The sequence below is a fragment of the Streptomyces sp. NBC_00012 genome, assembly GCF_045040875.1.
In the GTDB taxonomy this organism is placed as follows: Bacteria; Actinomycetota; Actinomycetes; order Streptomycetales; family Streptomycetaceae; genus Streptomyces.
Genome location: NZ_CP108309.1, coordinates 5,690,687 through 5,711,083, shown reverse-complemented (window position 1 = coordinate 5,711,083; position 20,397 = coordinate 5,690,687). Strand labels below are relative to the sequence as shown.

Genomic DNA, 20,397 nt, shown 5'->3' with positions numbered 1-20,397 from the left:
GCTGTGCGTCGTTGAACAGTGCTGTGCGTCGTTGAACAGTGCTGTGCGTCGTCGGTGGAGCACCAGCACTGTGCAGACTCAGACCGGCTCCGGCGCGCGGCGGTTGCGCCTCCGGAGCGACCGTTACAGCTCCTCCACTCGAACAACCGGCGAACACCTGGCGACGAACTCGGTTCACCACGGCCGGAGTTGAGCGGCAGAATGCGCACGCCACCGCACCATTGACTGCGCCCGCGATCCCCGTCCAGCTTCCGACCTACCTCATTGAATCCTTTCACGGTGTGGGGAGACACCGCGTCCGAGGAGACAGTCATGGCCGCGGCCGACCGGACTGGGCGGGAGGGCTGCTCCATGACCACCACCGTCGAAGGTCCGCCGGATGCGGGCTCCGGGGCACCGGCCCGCAGCGCCTCCTCGCTCGTGGACGCCGTGTTCCGGGCCCGGGAGATCTCCATCGCCGGGGCGCTCGTCCTGCTGGTCCTCGGCACCTGGATCCACCGTCGGCATCGCCGCCGCCGCCCGCTGTCTGAGCGACTCCTCGTACAAGGGCAAGGTCGTGCTGAACGGCCTGGGCGCCGAACCGGATACGCAAGTACGTCAAGGACGGCACCGTCGAGCAATTCTCGCCGTGGAACCCGCAGGAGCTGGGCTACCTCGGTTCGTACGCCGCCGCCGCGCTGGCCTCGGGGCAGATCAGCGGTGCGCAGGGGGAGAAGTTCAAGGCGGGCAGGCTCGGCGAGTACACGGTCGGCGAGGACGGCGAGGTCGTCCTCGGGGAGCCGACCGTCTTCGACCGCGAGAACATCGACGAGTTCGACTTCTGAGGGGGTACCGGACTGCCCGCCGTGGCCGTTGGCCGCCTAGGACCCGGCCACGGCCAGCAGGGCGAACGCGGCGAGGGACAGCAGTGTCCTGACCCGGTGGAGCCGGTTCCAGCGGGACTCGAACGCCGCGCGGGCCGCGCTGTCGTCGCCACCCTCGGACTCCGCGAGCGCCTTGTTGAGCGGGATGTTCCCGGCGATCGTGATCAGGTGGCCGGCGATCGCGCAGACCAGCGCGGCGACGGCGAGCGCCCGGCCCGAGCCGCCGTCGCCGCCGATGGCCACGACGGCCGGGAAGGCGATCACGCCGAGGAAGAGGGCCATGAAGGCCGGTCCCGGCACCTTTTCGTTGAAGCGGCGCATGGCGGCGGTGAACCGCTCGTCGGGCAGCGCCGCGATGCCCGGCATGATCGCGATCAGGAAGGTCAGCATGAATCCGGCGAAGAGGCCCGTCGTGATCACGGCGAGCGCCAGGAACAGGGAGGTCAGGGTGGAGGACATGAGGGACATCATGTCCTCGGCGGCCGGCCCGCCGCTCCCCGTTCAGTCCAGTTCGCCCTGCGGCATCTCCCCGGAACCACCCTCGCCCGAGCCGCCCTTGAGCCGGTCGGCCTGTCCGATCATGGTCGCCAGCTTCCGTACCGACCCGTCCTCGGTGGCGGACGCCAACGTACCGGCCCGCGAGGCGAGTTCACCGAGTCCGGGTGTGCCCGGCAGTTGTTCGCCGCGCAGCGTCTCGGCGAAGTAGGCGGCGACCGCGGTCACTTGGAGGCGCTTGCTGTCACCGCCCCACAGCGGTCCGCCGATCGCCCCCGTCGCGACCGTGCCGTGCTGCTCGCGCGGTGCCCGGGTCTTCGGGTCCAGCCAGCGCACGGTCGCCGTCGCCACATGGCCCGAGGCACCCGCCCTGAGGCGTACGGCGTAGAGCGCGGTCACCGTGTGGCCGGGGCCGACCTCGCCGCCGTCGACGCGGTCGTTGCGGAAGTCCTCGTCGGCGACCTTGCGGTCCTCGTACCCGATGAGCCTGAACTGCTTGACGGTCTTCGGGTCGAAGGCGACCTGGGCCTTGGCGTCGCGTGCCGTCAGTTCGAGGTGTGCGGGCAGCTGGTCGACGAAGACCTTGCGTGCCTGGTCCTCGTCGGCGATGTAGGTGGTGTGGCCGTCGCCCTTGTTGGTGAGCTGCTCCATGAACGCGTCGCCGTAGTCGCTGCCGACGCCGACCCCGAAGAGGGTGATGCCGTGGTCGCGGCGGGCGGAGCCGATGCGTTCCAGGATGGCTTCGGCGTCCGTCTCGCCGGTGTTGGCGAGGGCGTCGGAGAGCAGCACGACCCGGTTGTTGGCGCCCTCGACACGGCCGTCGACCGCCTCGTCGTACCCGCGGCGGACGCCGGCTTCGACGTTGGTGGAGTCGGTGGGTTCCATGGAGTCGACCCGGTCGCGGATCCTGCCCCGGTGGTCCCGCAGCCGGGTCATCGGCAGCAGGGTCTTCGCCTCGTCGCTGAAGGTGACCAGGGAGACCGAGTCGTCGTCGCGGAGTTCGTCGGTGAGGATGCCCAGGGACTTCTTCACCAGGTCGAGGCGGCCCGCCTCGGCCATCGAGCCGGAGATGTCGACGACGAAGGTGAGCGCGGCGGGCGGGCGTTCGTCACGGGCGGGGGCGGCCCGGGTGGCCAGCCCGACCCGCACCAGCGACCAGTCCTCGCCCTTGTCCCCGGCGCGGGCCCCGTCGAGGTTCACGGTGAAGCCGTTGCCGTCCGGGCGCCGGTAGCCCTGGCGGAAGCTGTTGACGAACTCCTCGGGCCGCACGGTGGAAGGATCCGGCAGGCCGCCGTCGGCGAGGGTACGGCGCGCGTAGCCGTACGAGGCGGTGTCGACGTCCAGGGCGAAGGTGGACAGGTAGTCGGGCGGCGCGGACTCCCGCAGCCCGTCCTGCTTCTTCGCGCCGTCGCTGTCGGCACCGGCCGAGGCGGCGGGTGCGGGGCCCGGGAACGCCCTGCTGCCCCGGCTGTCGGAGGCGGCCTTGTTCCCGCTCGACGTCCCCGAGCACCCGGTGAGCAGCACCCCGCCCGCCAGCAGCACACCGAGTGCGCCCCGCCATGTCCGCACGTGCCGCCTTGTGTGTTTACCCGTCCGGCGTTCCATCGCCTGCCCCCAACGTCGTCGTATCAGCACTTGTGAATGTGACGTGCGAGACGGCGCCGGGGAGCAGACGAAGACGTTGCGGATGGATCTCGATGCGGCAACGGAGGCCGGGAGAACGGCGGAGTCGTCAGGACACGATGTCCTTACGACTGAACCCCCGGAAGGCGAGAGCGAACAGGATCAGGGCATAGGTCACCGAGACCGCCGCCCCCTTGGCCATGCCGCCCCATTCCAGCTCCGGCTGGAGTGCGTCCGCCCAGGCGAACTGCCAGTGCGCGGGCAGGAATTCGCGCCAGGAGCCGAGCGCGGTGACGGCGTCCAGCACATTGCCGACGATGGTCAGCCCGACCGCGCCGCCGACCGCGCCGAGCGGTGCGTCGGTCTTGGTGGACAGCCAGAACGCCAGTCCTGCGGTGACCAGTTGGGACACGAAGACGAACGCGACGACGAGCGCGAGCCGCGGCACGGCCTGCGAGGCGGCGAGCGCGCCCCCGGTGGGCAGTTCGAGCGGCCCCCAGCCGTACGCGGCGGCCCCCGCGGCCAGTGCGACGAGCGGCAGCAGCACCATCGCGGCCAGGCTGAAGCCGAGCGCCACGACGAGCTTGCTCCACAGCAGCCTGGCCCGTGGCACCGGAGCCGCCAGCAGGTAGCGCAGCGACGACCAGCTCGCCTCCGAGGCGACGGTGTCGCCGCAGAACAGCGCGACCGGGACCACCAGCAGGAACCCGGCGGAGACGAACAGGCAGGTCGCGGCGAAGTTCGCGGCGGAAGCGGTCGCGGTGTCCATCAGGGTGATCCGGTCGCTGCCGCCGCCCCGCGAGCCCGGGGTGCCGCCGATCGCGAACGCGACGATCAGGATGAACGGCAGCGCGGCCAGCACCCCGCCCATGAGCAGGGTGCGGCGCCTGCGCAGCTGGCGCATCGCCTCGACGCGCAGCGGCAGGGTGTGCCGGGCCCGGTAGCCGGGGGCTTCGGCTCCCTGGGGGAGATCGACTGCGGCACTCATGCGGAGCCTCCGGAGATCAGGGTGAGGAACGCGTCCTCCAGGCGGCGGTGCGGTCCGACACCGGTCAACGGAACGTCCAGCCTGACCAGTTCGGTGATCAGCCCGGACGCGGTGGCGCCGTCGAGCCGTACCAGCAGTCCGAGTCCGTCGTCGGTGCGGACCGCCGAGCCGATCCCCGTGAGTGCGGCGATCTTCTCCACCAGCGGCTCGGGGACCTCCTGCGCGGTGGTGACGAGCAGCATGTCGCCGGAGCCGGTGATCTCGGCGACCGGGCCCGCCTGGACGAGCCGGCCCCGGTCCATGACCACGAGGTGGGTGCAGGACTGTTCGACCTCGGAGAGCAGGTGGCTGGAGACGATGACGGTCCGGCCCCCGGCCGCGTAACGGATCATCACGTCACGCATCTCGCGGATCTGGGGCGGGTCGAGGCCGTTGGTCGGCTCGTCGAGGATCAGCAGGTCCGGCATGCCGAGCATGGCCTGGGCGATGGCGAGCCGCTGCCGCATGCCCTGCGAGTAGGTGCGGACGGCGCGGGCCAGGGCGTCGCCGAGCCCGGCGATCTCCAGGGCCTCCTCCAGGTGCGCGTCCTCGGCGGGGCGCCCGGTGGCCTGCCAGTACAGCTCCAGGTTGGCGCGCCCGGACAGGTGCGGCAGGAAGCCGGCGCCCTCGACGAACGAGCCGACCCGGGACAGCACGGGTGCGCCCGGCCGGATGGCCTGGCCGAAGACCCGGATCTCGCCGTCGTCGGGGGTGATGAGCCCCATCAGCATGCGCAGCGTCGTGGTCTTGCCGGCGCCGTTGGGACCGAGGAGGCCGAGCACCTGCCCCTTCTCGACGCGGAAGGACAGGTCCTTCACGGCATACCGGTCGGCGGATCCGGCGTACTTCTTGGCCAGGCCGGTGATCTGGAGGGGTACGCCTGCCAGTGCGGGATCGGGTGCGGGCGTCGCGGTGCGGCGGCGGGCGGTGAGCAGCAGCGCGGCGGCGATCAGGACGGCGGCGGCCGGGAGTCCCCAGGTCCACCAGGGCAGGGTGGCCGGTGCGGTCTTCAGGGCGGGTGCCGTGGGGACGCTCAGCGGTCCCTCGGGGGTCACGGTGTACGTCGTCGGCTCGGCCGGTGAGGCGTAGCCGAGGTCGGTGGCGGAGAGGACGAGGCGGAGCCGGTGTCCGGCATCGAAGCGGTGGTCGATGGCGGGGAGGGTCAGCCGGACCGGCTTGCCCTGCTGGTCGGGGGTGATCCGGAAGGGGGCGACGAGCTGGGAGGGCAGCAGCTGCTGCTTGCCGTCCGGCGACACGTCGTACACCTTGCCGAACAGCACCGCGTCGCCCCGCTCCGCCTTGACGTCGACGCGGACGGCCGGCGAGCCGGTGACGCTCAGCGGCTCGTCCAGCGGGGCCGAGTCGAAGCGGGCGTACTGGCCGGGGAAGTCGATCGAGAGGCCGACGCCGAGGGACGACAACTGGGCGAGGCCGCCGCCGACACCGGGAACGGCGGAGATGGCGGGCGGGTTGGCCCCGGCCGGGTTGCGGAACGTCTTCGTGCGCCCGGCCAGGCCGACGCTCTCCACGCCGCTGTTCAGCCCCGGGTACGTGGCGCTGGTCGCGCCCCGGGTGAGGGCGGCTCCGTCGGTGGAGTCGATGCCTCCGGTGCGGGTGACGCGGAAGCCGGGCCCGGTGTCGGCGCCCTTGTCGTCCTTGAGGTACCGGTCGAACCAGTCGCCGATCCGCCGTTGCACCCGGTCGGTCTCCGGGTCGCCGCCGTCGTGTCCGCCGGCGATCCAGTCGACGGCGACCGGTGCGCCGTTGCCGCTGATGGCCTCGGCCATGGCGTCGGCCTGGCCGAGCGGGAAGAGGGAGTCGGACTGGCCCTGCACGATGAGCGCGGGCACCTTGATGCGGTCGGCGACGGCGCTCGGCGAACGCTCGGCGAGCAGTTCACGTGCGGCGGCGTCGGGCTTCGTGCTGACAGCGACCCGTTCGTACATCTCGCAGAGCTGCTTCTCGAATTTCTGGCAGCCGCCGCCGGTGGTGACGAAGATTCCGGCCCAGAGCTTCTTGAAGACCCCGTCGGGGAACAGCGCGTCGGCGAGGTTCCAGTAGGTGATCTGCGGGGCGATGGCGTCGACCCGCTTGTCGTACCCGGCGGCGAGGAGGGAGACGGCTCCGCCGTAGGAGGCGCCGGTGATCCCGACGCGGGGGTCGCCCTTCGCGTCGAGTTCCACCTCGGGCCGGTCCGCGAGCCAGTCGATCAGCCGGGACACGTCGGCGACCTCGCGGTCGGGGGCGTTGAGCGCGATGTCCCCGCCCGACTTCCCGAACCCGCGGGCGGACCAGGTCAGCACGGCGTACCCGGAGCGGGCCAACTGCTCGGCCTGCGCCCGCACATCGTCCTTGCTGCCGCCGAAGCCGTGCCCGATCAGCACGGCGGGCCGGCGCCCGGTGCCACCGGCGGTGAAGTACGAGGTGTCGATGGACACCCCGTCGGCCTTCATCATCCGGTCCTGGCGGTGCACGGCGGGTCCGCCGTCGTCGGCCGCGGCGTTCCAGGCGCCCGCACCGGCCAGCACGGCGAGCGCCGCCAGGCCCGCGACCCACCGGCCGCGTCCGCGACGCACCGGCCGCCGCCACCTGGACCTGCTCGCTTCGGGAGTCTCCATGGTGCGACCCTAAGCGGGCCGGCGCGGTGTGCGGCCAGCCACCAGGGGGAGGTCTCCGGCCTCCTTGCGGCGTACGGCGATCGCCCCCGTACTCCATACGCGGTATGCCGGGCCGTTCGAGCGTGGAGGACCGTCGGACACCGGGTGGCTCACATGGTGGTGACTCACATGGTGTTGACGATGAGGCCGATGTGGGTGAAGTAGTTGAGCCCGCCGAAGATCAGGAACGCCAGACCGGCCAGCCCCCAGACGACACCGGTCACCGGAGCCAGCCGGCTCGACGGCCGGCGCAGCACGAACGGGAACAGCAGCGCGCCGATGCCCACCAGGACGTACAGCCCGGACATGAAGCTCGCCTCCAGGATCGGCCACCGCGCGAACTCCCCGGAGATGGGTTCCTCGGGCGGTGCGGCGAAGAGGGTGTACTTCCAGCCCGCGGCGGCGATGCCGAAGCAGGCGAGCCCGAGCCCGAACACGAAGACGGAGATGGGCATGGCGGCGCGGGCCGACCGGTCGACGCGGTCCGCGCTGTTGAGTTCGGCTCCGCGTTTCCAGAGGTAGAAGGCCGCGGCGAAGAGGAAGACGCCGAAGGCGAGCGCCGGTTCGCCGAAGATGATGTTGTCGAACGGGAAGCCCTGACCGGCGAGCGGCCAGGTCAGGGTCATGTGCAGGCCCGTGGTGACCAGGGTGAAGCCGAGGGCTCCGAAGGCGAGGACCCAGCCTTCGGGGTTGATGGTGCCTCCGGGGGTGAGGAGTTGGCGCCCCAGCGCCACCACGAGCAGCAGGCCCGCACCGGCGGCCACCGACATGATCGTGTTGTACGTCGGCATTCTGGCCCAGTCGATCTTGAGGCCGGATGCCGCCAGGGGGATGACATGGTGAATCATTCCGGGAGCGTATCGATGTATATGCAACTGATGCGGCATTTGCCCGTTAATTCGAGTCGCAGGCACACACCGGGCCCCGCGCATTCGAGTAGCAGGCGCACACCGCAGACCGCGCACCCGAGTCACGTGGCGCACACCAGGCCCCACAACCCACCCCTGCCCTTCTCGCCGGAACCGGGCGGTCTTGTCATGGACACAAAGCCGGGGTCTACTCGCATAGACCGATGCGATCGCCCCTCCGCCGCTCGCCGGACGCCGGTGGCCGCGCCGTCACCCCCGTAACGCTCCAACTCCCGGCAGGAGAGATCCCCTTGAGTACATCCACGCCGCTGCGCACGGCACTGATCGGTGTCGCCCTGGCCGCGACCGCCCTGGTCCCGCTTCAGGGCGCCGCGCTGGCAGCACCGTCCGGAACGAACACGGCGGCCACCGCCGCCTCTTCCTCGGTCTCCGGCATCGCGGACGCCACCGCTCTCGCGCTCGCCCGCTCCCTGGCCGATCCGGCCTGGAACAGAGAGGTCCGCAGAGCCGCCCTGGCCGCGGATTCGGTCGGCCTCGCCGGACTGACCGACGACGCCACCGCCCCGGCCGGCCGGAAGCTCGCCGCCCCGATCGCCTCGGCCGACCGGGGCGTCGCCACCGCCAAGGGCCTGGGCAGCGGCGCGGGTTCGCTGCTGCGGCTCGGCCTGGCCGACGCGTCGATGCGGAACCGGCTCGCCTCGGGCGCGGCCCCGCTGGTGGCCGCCGTTCCGTCCGACGACGACGGCCGCTCGACGTTCACCGCCTACGACAGCAGGGGCGCGGCCCACGAACTCTCCCTGGACAGCGCCCCCGGCCGGCCGGTCTACCTCGTCGACATCGATGGCGCGAAGGCCGTCGCCGAGGGGCTGAAGGTCATCGACAAGACCCTGGAGTCCAAGGGCCTCGGCACCCTCGCACCGGCCGCGACCAGCAACCTGGCCGCCGCGTCGGGCATCGACACCACCCGGATCGACTCGGTGCGGATCGGCGACGTCCAGGAACCCTTCTTCAAGGGCGACGCCGAGATCTTCACCCTCGTCACGGGGTTCGGCAAGGACGGCAAACCGCGCGTCGACACCGTCGAGATGCCCTATCTGAACAAGGAGGACACGACCTACTACCCGGGCCAGGTCCTGGTGAACTGGTCCGACTACAAGTACGACATGGCCGACGCGGTCATGATGGAGGACGACGGAGACACCAACTACCAGGCCCTGGCCAAGGCGATCGCCACGGTCCTGCTCACCATCACCGACCAGGGCGTGTACATCCCCCTGGCCGACGCGCTGCTCGAGGCCATCCCCACCAGCTGGTGGACCGATGACCCGGACTACGTCGACTCCTGGTACACCCTCGCCAAGAGCAGCAGCGGCACGCGCAACGGCGCTGCGGGCAACGGCTGGATGACCGTCTCTCCGTACCACGTGCCGGAGCTCTGACCACCCGCGCCATGACACGCCGGAGCATGCGCGGAGTGCGGCGCCGCGCATGCGCCCGGGGTCGGGCCGCCGCCCGGGGTCAGGCCGCCACCCGGCCCTGGAGCGGGACGCCGCCCTGCGGGTACGGCGTCTCCACGGGCAGGAGCGGCGCCGCGTCGTCGAGCCGTCCTTCACGCACCAGCGCGTGGATGCGCCGGGCGAGCGGGGTGACGTCGCGGACGGACACCGTCCACTCGTCCGCGTAGCGCTGCGACGCCTCGCCGGAGAGCCCGAGCTGGAGCGAGCGGTACGGCAGCCGGTCCAGGCGCAGGTCGCGCTCGGGGTCCCACTGGACGCGGGCCGGGGCGCGGCGCAGGTTCCGCTGCCAGGTAGCACGGTCCGGGTGGATTCCCCGGACGTAGTGCGAGAGTTCGGCGTTCTCCAGGGCCCAGTCGAAGCCCTCGCGGGTGATCTCGACGGCCAGCACCGTCTCCTGACCCTCCTTCAGCCCCCAGCCGCAGCGGTACATCATCCACAGGAAGCTCGGCTTTATCCAGGTCATCCTGTCGCGCTTCCAGACGTCGGGGAAGCGTCCGTCACGGGCGGCGGGCACGCCGATGAGGGGGGCGTACGCCTGGTAGACGGTGACGGTGGTGTCCGTGTGCTGGGCACGGATCTCGTGCTGAGGCCTGGTCGGAGCGGTCATGGCCCCATCAGAGCACCGCTCCGACGGGCGCGGCGAACGGTTTACGGCGTACCGGAGTCCAGCGCTCCGCAGGGTGGTGAACGGACCTGTCACCGGCGGCGGCTGACATTCGTCATACGGAGCCCGGTACACGCGGCTCTGCCGGGCAACGGGCCCCGGCGGCCAGTCTGTACGTATCGAGAGCGGGGCCGGGAAGGCACCGCCGACACGCGGAAGAGGAACCCCTCATGACCAGCCCGGCAGCCACCGTCACCGCCCCTGCCGCAGTTGCTCCGGCCGCCACCGCTCCGCACTCGCCGCGCAAGGAGGCCCTGCTGGACAGCATGATGCCGCTGCTGGTGGATGTGGCGGTGCCGCTCGCCTCGTACTACGCGCTGAAGGCGGCGGGCCTGAGCACCTTCGCCGCGCTGGCCTGGAGCAGTGTGCTGCCGGCCGTGCGCACCGTGTGGAGCGTGGTGCGCGGGCGCCGGCTCAATGGGCTGGCGGCGCTGATCGTGACGGTCAACGTGGTCAGCCTGCTGACCAGCCTGGCGGTCGGGGACCCGCGGCTGATGCTCGCCAAGGACAGCGGGGTGAGCAGCATTATCGGGCTGGTGATCCTGGTGACCGCGCTGAAGGGGCAGCCGATGATGAGCGCGGGGCTGCGGCCCGTGCTGGTGAAGGGCGACGCGGCCAACGACACCGCCTGGCAGCGGCTCTCGGCCCACTCGGCGGCGTTCCGGCGGGCGGAGATCCGGTTCTCGGCGGTGTGGGGTACGGCGCTGCTGGGCGAGTGCGTGGTGCGGGCCGTGGGCGCGTACACACTGCCGGTGGAGACGATGGTGTGGCTCGGCACGGTGATCATGGTGATGACGATGGTGTTCGCGTTCCTGGTCTCGGGCCGGGTGGGCGCGGTCCCGATGCAGCGGATGATCGCCGATGCGGCCGGGGCGGAGAAGACGGCGCGGGCCGCGCGCTGACCGGCCCTGGGGCCTTTCCTCCGGCTCGGGCCGGACCGCGCGCCGACCGGCCGGATCCGAGCGGAAGACCCTGGGTGCCCGCTCGATTACCCCTGAGGTAATTGAGCGGGCACCTGCGCGTTCCTACCGTTCCCGTACCGGCATGCGCTCCCCCGTGCGGCCGCATGACAACGGAAGGAAGACTCATGATGTCGACCCCGAACGCGAGTACGGTCCGGCCGGCGGACACCGCCCGCTCCGACCGCCTGCTCCGGTTCGCCCTACTGGCGGACGTGGTTCTCACCGGCGCGAACGGCCTGGGCTATTTGGCGCTCGCCACCGTCCTGGACCCGTTCCTCGGTGTGGACCGCTCGGTGCTGTACCCGGTGGGGGTCTTCCTCACGGGGTACGCCCTGTGGCTGCTGACCGTCTCCCGCCGGGAGACCATCGGCCGCGGCGCGGTCACCGTCGTCATCGCCCTGAACACGGCGTGGGCGGTGGCCGGTGTGGTGGCCGTGGCCGTGGACGCGCCGACCGCCACGGCCGCGGGCAACGTGTGGATCGTGTTCCAGGCCCTGGTGGTGGGGGCGATGGCCGTGCTCCAGTACGCGGGCCTGCGGCGGCTGTGAACCGCACGGCGACGGCCCGTACGGACGGGGGATGCGTCCGTACGGGCCGTCGGCCGGGGCGAGGGATCAGTGGTTGCGGGGGAAGCCCAGGTCCACACCGGCCGGGGCGTCGGCCGGGTCCGGCCAGCGGGTGGTGACGACCTTGCCGCGGGTGTAGAAGTGCACGCCGTCGTTGCCGTAGATGTGGTGGTCGCCGAAGAGGGAGTCCTTCCAGCCACCGAAGGAGTGGTAGCCCACCGGCACCGGGATCGGCACGTTGACGCCGACCATGCCGGCCTCGATCTCCAGCTGGAAGCGGCGGGCGGCGCCGCCGTCGCGGGTGAAGATCGCGGTGCCGTTGCCGAACGGCGAGGCGTTCATGAGGGCGACGCCCTCCTCGTACGTCTCGGTGCGCAGGACGCACAGGACCGGGCCGAAGATCTCGTCCTTGTACGCGTCCGAGTCGGTGGACACGTTGTCGAGGAGGGAGAGGCCGATCCAGTGACCGTCCTCGAAGCCCTCGACGGTGAAGCCGGTGCCGTCCAGGACGACGTCGGCGCCCTGGGCGGCGGCACCCGTGACGTAGGAGGCGACCTTGTCGCGGTGGGCGGCGGTGATCAGCGGGCCCATCTCGGACGTCGGGTCGTTGCCGGGGCCGATCTTGATCTTCTCGGCGCGCTCCTTGATCTTCGCGACGAGCTCGTCGGCGATGGAGCCGACCGCGACGACCGCGGAGATCGCCATGCAGCGCTCGCCGGCGGAGCCGTACGCAGCGGAGACGGCGGCGTCGGCCGCGGCGTCGAGGTCCGCGTCCGGCAGCACCAGCATGTGGTTCTTCGCACCGCCGAGCGCCTGGACGCGCTTGCCGTTGGCGGAGGCGGTGGTGTGGATGTAACGGGCGATCGGGGTGGAGCCCACGAAGGAGACCGCGGCGACGTCCGGGTGGTTCAGCAGCCCGTCGACGGCGACCTTGTCACCGTGCAGGACGTTGAGCACGCCGTCCGGCAGACCGGCCTCGGCGGCCAGCTCGGCCAGCAGCATGGCGGCCGAGGGGTCCTTCTCGCTGGGCTTGAGCACGAAGGTGTTGCCGCAGGCGATGGCGAGCGGGAACATCCACATCGGCACCATGGCCGGGAAGTTGAACGGGGTGATGCCGGCGACGACGCCGAGCGACTGGCGGATCGAGGAGACGTCGACCCGGGTGGAGACCTGGGTGGACAGCTCGCCCTTGAGCTGGGTGGTGATGCCGCATGCCAGCTCGACGATCTCCAGGCCGCGGGCGACCTCGCCCAGCGCGTCCGAGTGCACCTTGCCGTGCTCGGCGGTGATCAGCGCGGCGATGTCGTCGCGGTGCGCGTCGAGCAGCGCCCGGTAGCGGAACAGGACCGCGGTGCGGGCGGCCAGCGAGGACGTGCCCCAGGTGGCGTAGGCCTCCTTGGCGGCGGCGACCGCGGCGTCGACCTCTTCGAGGGAGGCGAGCGCGACCTGGGTGGTGACGGCCCCGGTGGCCGGGTCGGTGACCGGGCCGTAGTTGCCCGACGCGCCCTCGACGGTCTTGCCACCGATCCAGTGGTTGACGGTCTTCATGACAGAACTCCTTCAGAGGTGGGGGCGTCGGTCGGCGACGTGACGTTCGTAGACTTCCCGGGCTTTCACGGCCGACGGCCGGGTGGCCGTTTCGGCGACGGGAACATCCCACCACGCCTGCGCCGGAGGGGGGCCCGACACAGTGTCTGCCGTTTCGGTCTCGACGTAGACACAAGTGGGACGGTCCGCGCCACGTGCCTCGGCGAGGGCTTCGCGCAGGTCACGCACGGTCTTGGCGCGCAGCACCCGCATGCCGAGCGAGCCGGCGTTGGCCGCGAGATCGACGGGCAGCGGCGGGCCGGTGAACGTGCCGTCCGCCCCGCGATGCCGGTACGCCGTGCCCAGGCGCTCGGCGCCGACCTGCTCGGAGAGGCCGCCGATGGACGCGTAGCCGTGGTTCTGGAGGACGACCAGCTTCACCGGGAGTTCCTGCTGCACGGCGGTGACGATCTCGGTGGGATTCATCAGATACGTGCCGTCGCCGACCAGGGCCCAGACGGGACGGCCGGGGGCGGCGAGCTGCACCCCGATCGCGGCCGGGATCTCGTAGCCCATGCAGGAGTAGCCGTACTCCACGTGGTACTGCTGCGGGGAGCGGGCCCGCCAGAGTTTGTGCAGGTCGCCGGGGAGCGACCCGGCCGCGTTGATCAGGATGTCGTCCTCGGTGACGAGGGCGTCGAGGAGGCCGAGGACCTGGGCCTGGGTGGGCCGGGCGTGCGGGTCCGCGGCGGTGAACGCGGCGGTGACGCGCTGCTCCCACTTCTCCTTGGCGTCGGTGTACTCCGTCTCGTAGGCGGGGTCGACGCGGTGGTTGCGGGCGGCGAGCGCGGTGGTGAGGGCTTCGAGGGCGGCGCGGGCGTCGGCGACGAGCGGGAGGGCGCCGAGCTTGTGGGCGTCGAAGCCGGTGATGTTGATGTTGAGGAAGCGGACCGCCGGGTCGGCGAAGAGCGTGCCGGAGGCGGTGGTGAAGTCGGAGTAGCGGGTGCCGATGCCGATGACCAGGTCGGCGGTGCGGGCCAGCTCGTCGGCGGTCGCGGTGCCGGTGTGGCCGATGCCGCCGACGTCGGCGGGGTGGTCGTGGCGCAGCGAGCCCTTGCCGGCCTGGGTGGCGGCGACCGGGATGCGGGTCGCGGCGGCGAACGCGGCGAGGGTCTCCTCGGCGGCGCTGTGGTGGACCCCGCCGCCCGCCACGACCAGCGGCCTGCGGGCAGTGCGCACCGCCCGTACCGCCCGGTCGAGTTCGTGCGGATCGGGGGCGGGGCGGCGTACGTACCAGACGCGCTCGGCGAAGAACTCCTCCGGCCAGTCGTACGCCTGGGCCTGCACGTCCTGCGGCAGCGCGAGCGTCACGGCGCCGGTCTCCGCCGGGTCGGCCAGGGTCCGCATCGCCTGGAGGGCGGCCGGGATCAGGGCCTCGGGGCGGGTGATCCGGTCGAAGTAGCGGGAGACGGGGCGCAGGCAGTCGTTGACGGAGATGTCGCCGGCGGACGGGACTTCGAGCTGCTGGAGCACGGGGTCGGCGGGCCGGGTCGCGAAGGTGTCCCCGGGCAGCAGGAGGACCGGGAGGTGATTGACGGTGGCGAGGGCGGCGCCGGTGACGAGGTTGGTGGCGCCGGGGCCGATGGAGGTGGTGACGGCCTGCGCGGAGAGCCGGCCGGACTGGCGGGCGTAGCCGACGGCCGCGTGCACCATGGCCTGTTCGTTGCGGCCCTGGAGGTAGGGCATCGCGCGGCCCGATTCGACGAGCGCCTGGCCGACCCCGGCGACGTTGCCGTGGCCGAAGATGCCCCAGGTGGCGCTGATCAGGCGCTGTCGCCGGCCGTCGCGCTCGGTGTACTGGCGGGACAGGAAGGACACCAGGGCCTGTGCGGTGGTGAGACGGCGGGTACTGCTCATGGGCGCGGCTCCGTCCCGTAGAAGGGGAGTCTGGGGTCCACCGGCTGCGCGGGCCAGGTGTCGCGGATCCAGCCGTGGTCCGGGTGGTCGCTGATCAGCCACTCCCGCTGCTCCCCGGGGCCCGCCATCACGTTGAGGTAGTAGAGGGTGCGGCCGGGGGAGGCGATGGACGGGCCGTGCCAGCCGTCGGGGATCAGGACCGCGTCACCGCTGCGGACCTCGGCGAGGACGTCCGTGCCGCCGGGGCGGGAGGGCGACACCCGGTGGTAGCCGAGGCCGTCGTGCTCCACCTCGAAGTAGTAGATCTCCTCCAGCACGGACTCGGCGCCGGGGCGGTGCTCGTCGTGCTTGTGGGGTGGGTAGGAGGACCAGTTGCCGCCGGGGGTGAGGACCTCGACGGCGATCAGCCGGTCGCACTCGAAGGTGTCGGCGGCGGCGAAGTTGTTGACCTGGCGGGAGCAGTTCCCGGAGCCGCGCAGCTCGACGGGTACCTCCGGCGCGGGGCCGTAGCGAGCGGGGAGTCGTCGCTCGCACTTCGCTCCTGCCAGGGCGAAGCGGCCTCCAGCGCCGGAGGCGATCTGTGCATGGGCCTCACGCGGTACGTACGCGAAGTCGGATACCCCGCTGAACACGCTTTCCCGGCCCAGCAGTTCAAAGATCTCACCTGAGGCGTGCACCGTACAGCCACCGGTCAACGGCAGAACGATCCACTCGCTCTCCCCGGTGACGAGCGTGTGAACTCCGCCGGGTTCGAGTTCGAGGATCCGCAGGCTCGACCGGTCCCAGCCGGCCCGCTCCGGGTCGATGTCGAGGGTGCAGGAACCGCTCGCCGTGCTCCCGGCCTTCAGGTGGTGGCGCGGTTCGTCGTCAGTCGTGGTCATGGACTCGGCTTCCTCTCGGCTCCAGCAGTGAGACGGCCGTGTCGACGGCCGCGGCCACCTCTCCGTCGGCCGGGTAGAGCAGCGAACGCCCCACCACCAGCCCCTGGACAGTGGGCAGTCGCAGCGCCGTGCGCCACTTCCCGAACGCCCCGTCCAGGTCGTCGCCCACCTCCCCGCCCAGCAGCACCGCGGGCAGCGTCGACGCCTCCATCACCCGGGCCATGTCGTCGGGATCCTCGGTGACGGGGACCTTGAGCCAGGTGTACGCGGACGTCCCGGCCAGCCCGGACGCGATGGCGATCGAGGTGGTGACCGCCTCGGCGCCGAGGTCGTTGCGGACGTGGCCGTCGGTGCGGCGGCAGAGGAACGGTTCGACGAAGACCGGCAGCCGGTGTGCTGCCATGGCGTCGATGGCGCGGGCGGTGGCGTGCATGGTGTCGAGCGAGCCGGGGTCGTCGTAGTCGATCCGGAGCAGCAGTTTGCCCGCGTCGAAGCGGAGCCGGGCAAGGTCCTCGGGGCGGTGGCCGGTGAACCGGTCGTCGAGTTCGAAGGCGGCGCCCGCGAGTCCGCCGCGGTTCATCGAGCCGATGACGACCTTGTTCTCCAGCGCGCCGAGCAGCAGCAGGTCGTCGAGGATGTCGGCGGTGGCGAGCACTCCGTCGACGCCGGGGCGGGAGAGGGCCAGGCGGAGCCGTTCCAGCAGCTCGAAGCGGTTGGCCATGGCCAGTGCGCGGTCGCCGACGGCGAGCGAGCCGCGGGCCGGATGGTCCGCCGCGATGATCATCAGCCGGCCACCGCTGCCGACGAGGGGTCGTCTGCGGCGTCGCGCGGCGGCTTCGGCGACGGCCTCGGGGTGGCGCATGCGCAACTGGACGAGCTCGGATACGGAGGAGGCCGGGGGTGTCATGGGGCGGCTCCGGTGGGGCGGGAGGTGACGGCGCCTTCGGTCAGGGCCGCTTCGACTTCGTACGGGAACGGCATGGCGGACGAGCAGGCGAGCCGGGAGGCGACGATGGCTCCCGCGGCGTTGGCGTACCGCATGATCCGCGCGGTCCCCCAGCCCGCGAGGAGCCCGTGGCAGAGCGCCCCGCCGAAGGCGTCACCGGCCCCGAGGCCGTTGACGACGTCGACGGGCAGCGGCGGCACTTCGGCCGCCGTGCCGTCGCGGTGGACGGCGAGCACGCCCTCGGGGCCCTGTTTGACGACGGCGAGTTCGACGCCCGCGCCGATCAGCGCGCGGGCGGCCGCGTACGGTTCGCGCTCGCCGGTCGCGAGCTCGCACTCGTCGACGTTGCCGACGGCGACGGTGGCGAGGGCGAGCGCCTCGCGGTAGCGGGCGGTTGGGGTGGGCGCGGGGGTGGAGCCGGGCGCGGATTCCTCCGTGGTGTCCCAGAACATCGGGCGCCAGTCGAGGTCGAAGACGGTGATTCCGCAGCGGTCGCGGGCGCGCAGTGCGGCGAGGGTCGCGGAGCGGCTGGGCTCGGCGCACAGCCCGGTGCCGGTCATCCAGAAGACCCGGGCGGACCGGATCGCTCCGAGGTCCAGCTCCGAGGTGTGGATCTCCAGGTCGGGGGCCTTGGGCCGCCGGTAGAAGTAGAGAGGGAAGTCGTCGGGCGGGAAGATCTCGCAGAAGGTGACCGGGGTCGGATACGCGTCGACGGGCGTCACCCACCGGTCGTCCACCCCGAACTCCCGCAACTGGTGGTGGAGATACTCCCCGAAGGCGTCCCGTCCGGTGCGCGTCACCACCGCCGCCCGGCGGCCGAGCCGGGCCGCCGCTACGGCGACGTTGGACGGCGAACCGCCGAGGAACTTCCCGAAGGTTTCCACCCGGGCCAGTGGCAGACCGGTCTGGAGGGGGTAGAGATCCACACCGATGCGGCCCATGGTGATGACGTCGTACCGCTCAGGCATGACCATCCCTTCGACCGCCGTCCGGGGTGACTTCCCCCAGGTCTAGCCCTCCCCCGGAACCGTGTCAATGCTTTGTCCGGACATACGGACGAATGATTGACACCCGCCCTCCCGGCCGGAACCCTGGACGGCATGACCTCCTCCGCAGGGGCCCCGGCCCGTATCCGTATCGGTTCGGCACCCGACTCGTGGGGGGTGTGGTTCCCCGACGATCCGCTCCAGGTGCCCTGGCGGCGCTTCCTCGACGAGGTCTCCGCGGCGGGCTACGAGTGGATCGAGCTCGGCCCGTACGGCTACCTCCCGACCGACCCGGTCCGCCTCGCCGACGAGACCCGCCGCCGGGACCTCTCGGTCTCGGCGGGGACCGTTTTCACCGGATTGCACCACGGACCGGGCGTCTGGGACCGGACCTGGGCGCATGTCGCCGACATCGCGGCACTCACCCGGGCGATGGGCGCCCGGCATCTGGTGGTCATCCCCTCGTTCTGGCGCGACGACCGGACGGGCCAGGTGCTGGAGGACCGCGGCCTCACCGCGGAGCAGTGGCGCGATCTCACCACGCAGACGGAGCGGCTGGGCCGCGAGGTGCTGGACCGCTTCGAGCTGCGCATCGTGGTCCATCCGCATGCCGACACCCACATCGACACCGAGGAGAACGTCGCCCGCTTCCTCGACGCCACCGATCCGGAGCTCGTCTCGCTCTGCCTGGACACCGGGCACTACGCCTACTGCGGCGGCGACAGCGTCAAACTCATCGAGACCTACGGCGAACGGATCGGCTATCTGCACCTCAAGCAGGTCGACCCGGAGATCCTGGCCCGGGTCGTGGCGGACGAGGTGCCGTTCGGCCCGGCCGTGGCGCGCGGCGTGATGTGCGAGCCGCCGGGCGGGGTCCCCGCACTGGAGCCCGTGCTGGCCGCCGCCCGCGAACTGGACGTCGACCTGTTCGCCATCGTCGAGCAGGACATGTACCCGTGCCCGCCCGACAAGCCGTTCCCCATCGCCCGCCGCACCCGGGAGTTCCTCCGCTCCTGCGGCGGGCCGGGGCGCGGGGCGGGACACGGGCCGGGTCGCGGGCCGGAACACGCCGAACGACCCGGGGACGTGACGTAGCGGCGGTGCGCGGTGTTGTCCTCGGTGAGAGGCGGGGGCGCGGCTCCGGTCGCACCCCACCGCCGTACACCACACCACCGCACAAGGAGCACCTCACCATGACCCGAAAGATGCCGCCGTTCCGCAGGAGGGCCGCGGCCCAGGCGCTGACCGCCGCCGCCCTGACCACGGTCGCCCTGGTCGCCGCCCTCGCCTCGGCGCCGGGAGCCTCGGCCGACGAGGGCAACCCGGCACCGCCGCCCGGCTCCAGCCCGGTCTGCGCCTTCTACGACGGCGACCGGCCGACCTCCTTCGGCGAGCAGGGCGACCGGGTCTTCCAGGTGCAGTGCCTGCTGGCCAACCGCCACTACCTGCCGTGGTCCGCGGTCGACGGGACGTTCGGGGCCGAGACGCTCGTCGCCGTGCAGCGCTTCCAGGCCGACCACCCGCCGCTCGTGCCGGACGGCCGGGTCACGACGGCGACCTGGTCGACGCTCTGGCACGCGGGACCGAACCGCGTGACCCCGCTCCCCTTCCCGTAACCCCCGCCCCGGCTCCCCCTCCTCGCCCGAATGCCCTACGGCGCCTTACGCCATAGGGTCGGACAAATCAGCAGATATGCGCTGGGGCTTTTCGTTTGGATCAGGCCGGATCCGGGGGCGTTGCCGGACCCCGCGAGCCCGGCGTGATCCGGACGAGAGGCCCCGGGCGCACGCGAGACGCAGAGGGAGTCCGTGTGAACTGGAACAGCGACCCCGCCGGCCCGCCGCCCGCCGCCCCTTCCGCCCGGCAGCCACGGTCCGCCCCGGATCACCCCCAGTCCCCACCGGCTCCGCCGCAGCCACGCCCGGGGCTCTGGAAGCGCTGCCTGTGGGGCGGCATCGTCCTCCGGCCATGAAGGGCATCGACCTGCGCGCCCTGCTGGAGACCGAGGTGCTGCGCGGGGTGCTCGAACCGTTCGGCCATGGGCTCTGGACCGCGATCGCCGGTGGCGTGCTCCTCTCGTTCCGGACGCCGAACGGGCGTTTCCGCCTCGCCGCGCCCGTGATCGGCACCTATCTCGGCGTCGCCGTGCTGCACTCGCTCTGGGACTCGATGCACGGCATCGCGATCTGGCTGGTGGCCAGGGTCACCGACACGGGCCTGAACCGTGCGCTCTTCGCCCAGGGCTACATCCCGGCCCCCACCGACGAGCAGAAGCACCTGTTCACCGTCTTCTCGATCGGCGGCATGGTCGTGATCACGCTCGTCGCACTGGCCTGGCTGCGGTCGCTGGCGCGCAGTGCGCGGAACGCCGGAGCGGACGGGAGGCAGGCCACTCGCATTCATACCCCCTAGGGGTATAGTGTGGAGCGTGTCGAGGCGCACCGGGCTCCCCGGGGTTCCCGACGCACAGCCTTTCGCACTCGTCACCCTTTGTGCTCGTCGAAGAGGAGAACACCATGACCGCCGAGACCCAGCTCCCCCAGGCCACCGGTTCCTGCTGCTCGCCCAGCGGCTCCTGCCACGACAGCGCGGACACCGGCGCGCAGGCGGGCGGCGTGACCACCGTCTACCAGGTGTCCGGCATGACCTGTGGCCACTGCGAGGGCGCCATCTCCGAGGAGGTCTCCGGCATCGAGGGTGTCACCTCGGTGAAGGCCGTGGCCTCCACCGGGCAGGTGACCGTCGTCTCCGAGGCCCCGCTGTCCGACGACACCGTGCGCGCCGCCGTCGACGAGGCGGGCTACGAGCTCGTCGGCCGGGCCTGAACAGCGTCGGGGCACACCCGATACACCGGACGCACCCGCGTCCCCCTTGCCGCCGGGCCGGACCTGCCAGCA

Annotated in this window: 18 protein-coding genes and 1 pseudogene; 8 read left to right on the top strand and 11 right to left on the bottom strand. The window is 71.8% G+C overall.

The annotated features are described in order from the left end of the window. Window positions 1-493: 493 nt before the first annotated feature. A pseudogene (locus OHA19_RS26300) lies at window positions 494-824 on the top strand (substrate-binding domain-containing protein); the annotation flags it as partial. A gap of 36 nt (window positions 825-860) precedes the next feature. Here the strand turns inward: OHA19_RS26300 and OHA19_RS26295 are convergent. From OHA19_RS26295 to OHA19_RS26275, 5 genes are all read right to left on the bottom strand, one after another. After that, window positions 861-1,322 (bottom strand): DUF1772 domain-containing protein, encoded by a 462-nt coding sequence (locus tag OHA19_RS26295; protein WP_405712777.1) that lies wholly within the window; start codon window positions 1,320-1,322, stop codon window positions 861-863. Window positions 1,323-1,364: 42 nt separating this feature from the next. Next, window positions 1,365-2,963: a von Willebrand factor type A domain-containing protein gene (locus tag OHA19_RS26290; RefSeq protein ID WP_405753317.1), complete on the bottom strand. Its 1,599-nt coding sequence runs from the start codon at window positions 2,961-2,963 to the stop codon at window positions 1,365-1,367. A gap of 127 nt (window positions 2,964-3,090) precedes the next feature. After that, window positions 3,091-3,969 (bottom strand): ABC transporter permease, encoded by an 879-nt coding sequence (locus OHA19_RS26285; protein ID WP_405751863.1) that lies wholly within the window; start codon window positions 3,967-3,969, stop codon window positions 3,091-3,093. Beyond that, complete coding sequence (locus tag OHA19_RS26280; RefSeq protein WP_405712781.1) at window positions 3,966-6,626, bottom strand: alpha/beta fold hydrolase; 2,661 nt, start codon at window positions 6,624-6,626, stop codon at window positions 3,966-3,968. Before OHA19_RS26280 ends, OHA19_RS26285 begins: the two co-directional genes overlap by 4 nt. A gap of 164 nt (window positions 6,627-6,790) precedes the next feature. Beyond that, a complete protein-coding gene (locus OHA19_RS26275; protein ID WP_405712782.1) occupies window positions 6,791-7,513 on the bottom strand; it encodes a DUF981 domain-containing protein in 723 nt (240 codons plus the stop codon). A gap of 311 nt (window positions 7,514-7,824) precedes the next feature. Here OHA19_RS26275 and OHA19_RS26270 point away from each other — a divergent pair, with 311 nt between their 5' ends. After that, window positions 7,825-8,973, top strand: coding sequence for a DUF3103 family protein (locus tag OHA19_RS26270; protein ID WP_405751860.1), 1,149 nt, complete (start codon window positions 7,825-7,827; stop codon window positions 8,971-8,973). Window positions 8,974-9,052: 79 nt separating this feature from the next. On the opposite strand, the gene OHA19_RS26265 is transcribed toward OHA19_RS26270, so the two are convergent. Continuing rightward, window positions 9,053-9,658, bottom strand: coding sequence for a DUF4291 domain-containing protein (locus OHA19_RS26265; RefSeq protein ID WP_405712786.1), 606 nt, complete (start codon window positions 9,656-9,658; stop codon window positions 9,053-9,055). A 227-nt stretch (window positions 9,659-9,885) separates the two neighbouring features. On the opposite strand from OHA19_RS26265, the gene OHA19_RS26260 reads away from it, so the two are divergent. Together OHA19_RS26260 and OHA19_RS26255 are read left to right on the top strand one after the other, a co-directional pair. Beyond that, window positions 9,886-10,617, top strand: coding sequence for a VC0807 family protein (locus OHA19_RS26260; protein ID WP_405712787.1), 732 nt, complete (start codon window positions 9,886-9,888; stop codon window positions 10,615-10,617). Between the two features lie 185 nt (window positions 10,618-10,802). Continuing rightward, window positions 10,803-11,225 carry a hypothetical protein gene (locus OHA19_RS26255; protein WP_405751857.1) on the top strand — a complete coding sequence of 141 codons (423 nt, stop codon included), beginning with the start codon at window positions 10,803-10,805 and terminating at the stop codon, window positions 11,223-11,225. Between the two features lie 66 nt (window positions 11,226-11,291). Here OHA19_RS26255 and mmsA read toward each other — a convergent pair whose 3' ends face one another. Genes mmsA through iolC form a run of 5 tightly spaced genes read right to left on the bottom strand, consistent with a single transcriptional unit; the run spans window position 11,292 to window position 17,482 of the window. Next, window positions 11,292-12,791 carry a CoA-acylating methylmalonate-semialdehyde dehydrogenase gene (mmsA, locus tag OHA19_RS26250; RefSeq protein WP_405712790.1) on the bottom strand — a complete coding sequence of 500 codons (1,500 nt, stop codon included), beginning with the start codon at window positions 12,789-12,791 and terminating at the stop codon, window positions 11,292-11,294. 12 nt (window positions 12,792-12,803) lie between these two features. Then, window positions 12,804-14,687: a 3D-(3,5/4)-trihydroxycyclohexane-1,2-dione acylhydrolase (decyclizing) gene (iolD, locus tag OHA19_RS26245; RefSeq protein ID WP_405712791.1), complete on the bottom strand. Its 1,884-nt coding sequence runs from the start codon at window positions 14,685-14,687 to the stop codon at window positions 12,804-12,806. Beyond that, window positions 14,684-15,568: a 5-deoxy-glucuronate isomerase gene (gene iolB / locus OHA19_RS26240; RefSeq protein WP_405712794.1), complete on the bottom strand. Its 885-nt coding sequence runs from the start codon at window positions 15,566-15,568 to the stop codon at window positions 14,684-14,686. The genes iolD and iolB overlap by 4 nt, the downstream gene beginning before the upstream one ends. Beyond that, the gene (locus OHA19_RS26235) at window positions 15,555-16,475 is read right to left on the bottom strand and encodes a deoxyribose-phosphate aldolase (RefSeq protein WP_405712796.1); all 921 of its coding nucleotides are present in this window, start codon (window positions 16,473-16,475) and stop codon (window positions 15,555-15,557) included. Before OHA19_RS26235 ends, iolB begins: the two co-directional genes overlap by 14 nt. Then, window positions 16,472-17,482 (bottom strand): 5-dehydro-2-deoxygluconokinase, encoded by a 1,011-nt coding sequence (iolC, locus tag OHA19_RS26230; RefSeq protein WP_405751854.1) that lies wholly within the window; start codon window positions 17,480-17,482, stop codon window positions 16,472-16,474. The genes OHA19_RS26235 and iolC overlap by 4 nt, the downstream gene beginning before the upstream one ends. A gap of 132 nt (window positions 17,483-17,614) precedes the next feature. Here iolC and OHA19_RS26225 point away from each other — a divergent pair, with 132 nt between their 5' ends. The 4 genes from OHA19_RS26225 (at window position 17,615) to OHA19_RS26210 (ending at window position 20,325) form a co-directional block, all read left to right on the top strand. Further along, a complete protein-coding gene (locus OHA19_RS26225; RefSeq protein WP_405751851.1) occupies window positions 17,615-18,595 on the top strand; it encodes a sugar phosphate isomerase/epimerase family protein in 981 nt (326 codons plus the stop codon). 98 nt (window positions 18,596-18,693) lie between these two features. Next, window positions 18,694-19,116 carry a peptidoglycan-binding protein gene (locus OHA19_RS26220; RefSeq protein ID WP_405712801.1) on the top strand — a complete coding sequence of 141 codons (423 nt, stop codon included), beginning with the start codon at window positions 18,694-18,696 and terminating at the stop codon, window positions 19,114-19,116. Window positions 19,117-19,468: 352 nt separating this feature from the next. Beyond that, window positions 19,469-19,912 carry a PrsW family glutamic-type intramembrane protease gene (locus OHA19_RS26215; RefSeq protein WP_405712803.1) on the top strand — a complete coding sequence of 148 codons (444 nt, stop codon included), beginning with the start codon at window positions 19,469-19,471 and terminating at the stop codon, window positions 19,910-19,912. Window positions 19,913-20,016: 104 nt separating this feature from the next. Next, entirely contained in the window at window positions 20,017-20,325 is a 309-nt protein-coding gene (locus tag OHA19_RS26210) for a heavy-metal-associated domain-containing protein (protein ID WP_405712805.1), read from the top strand. The last annotated feature ends 72 nt before the right edge of the window (window positions 20,326-20,397 follow it).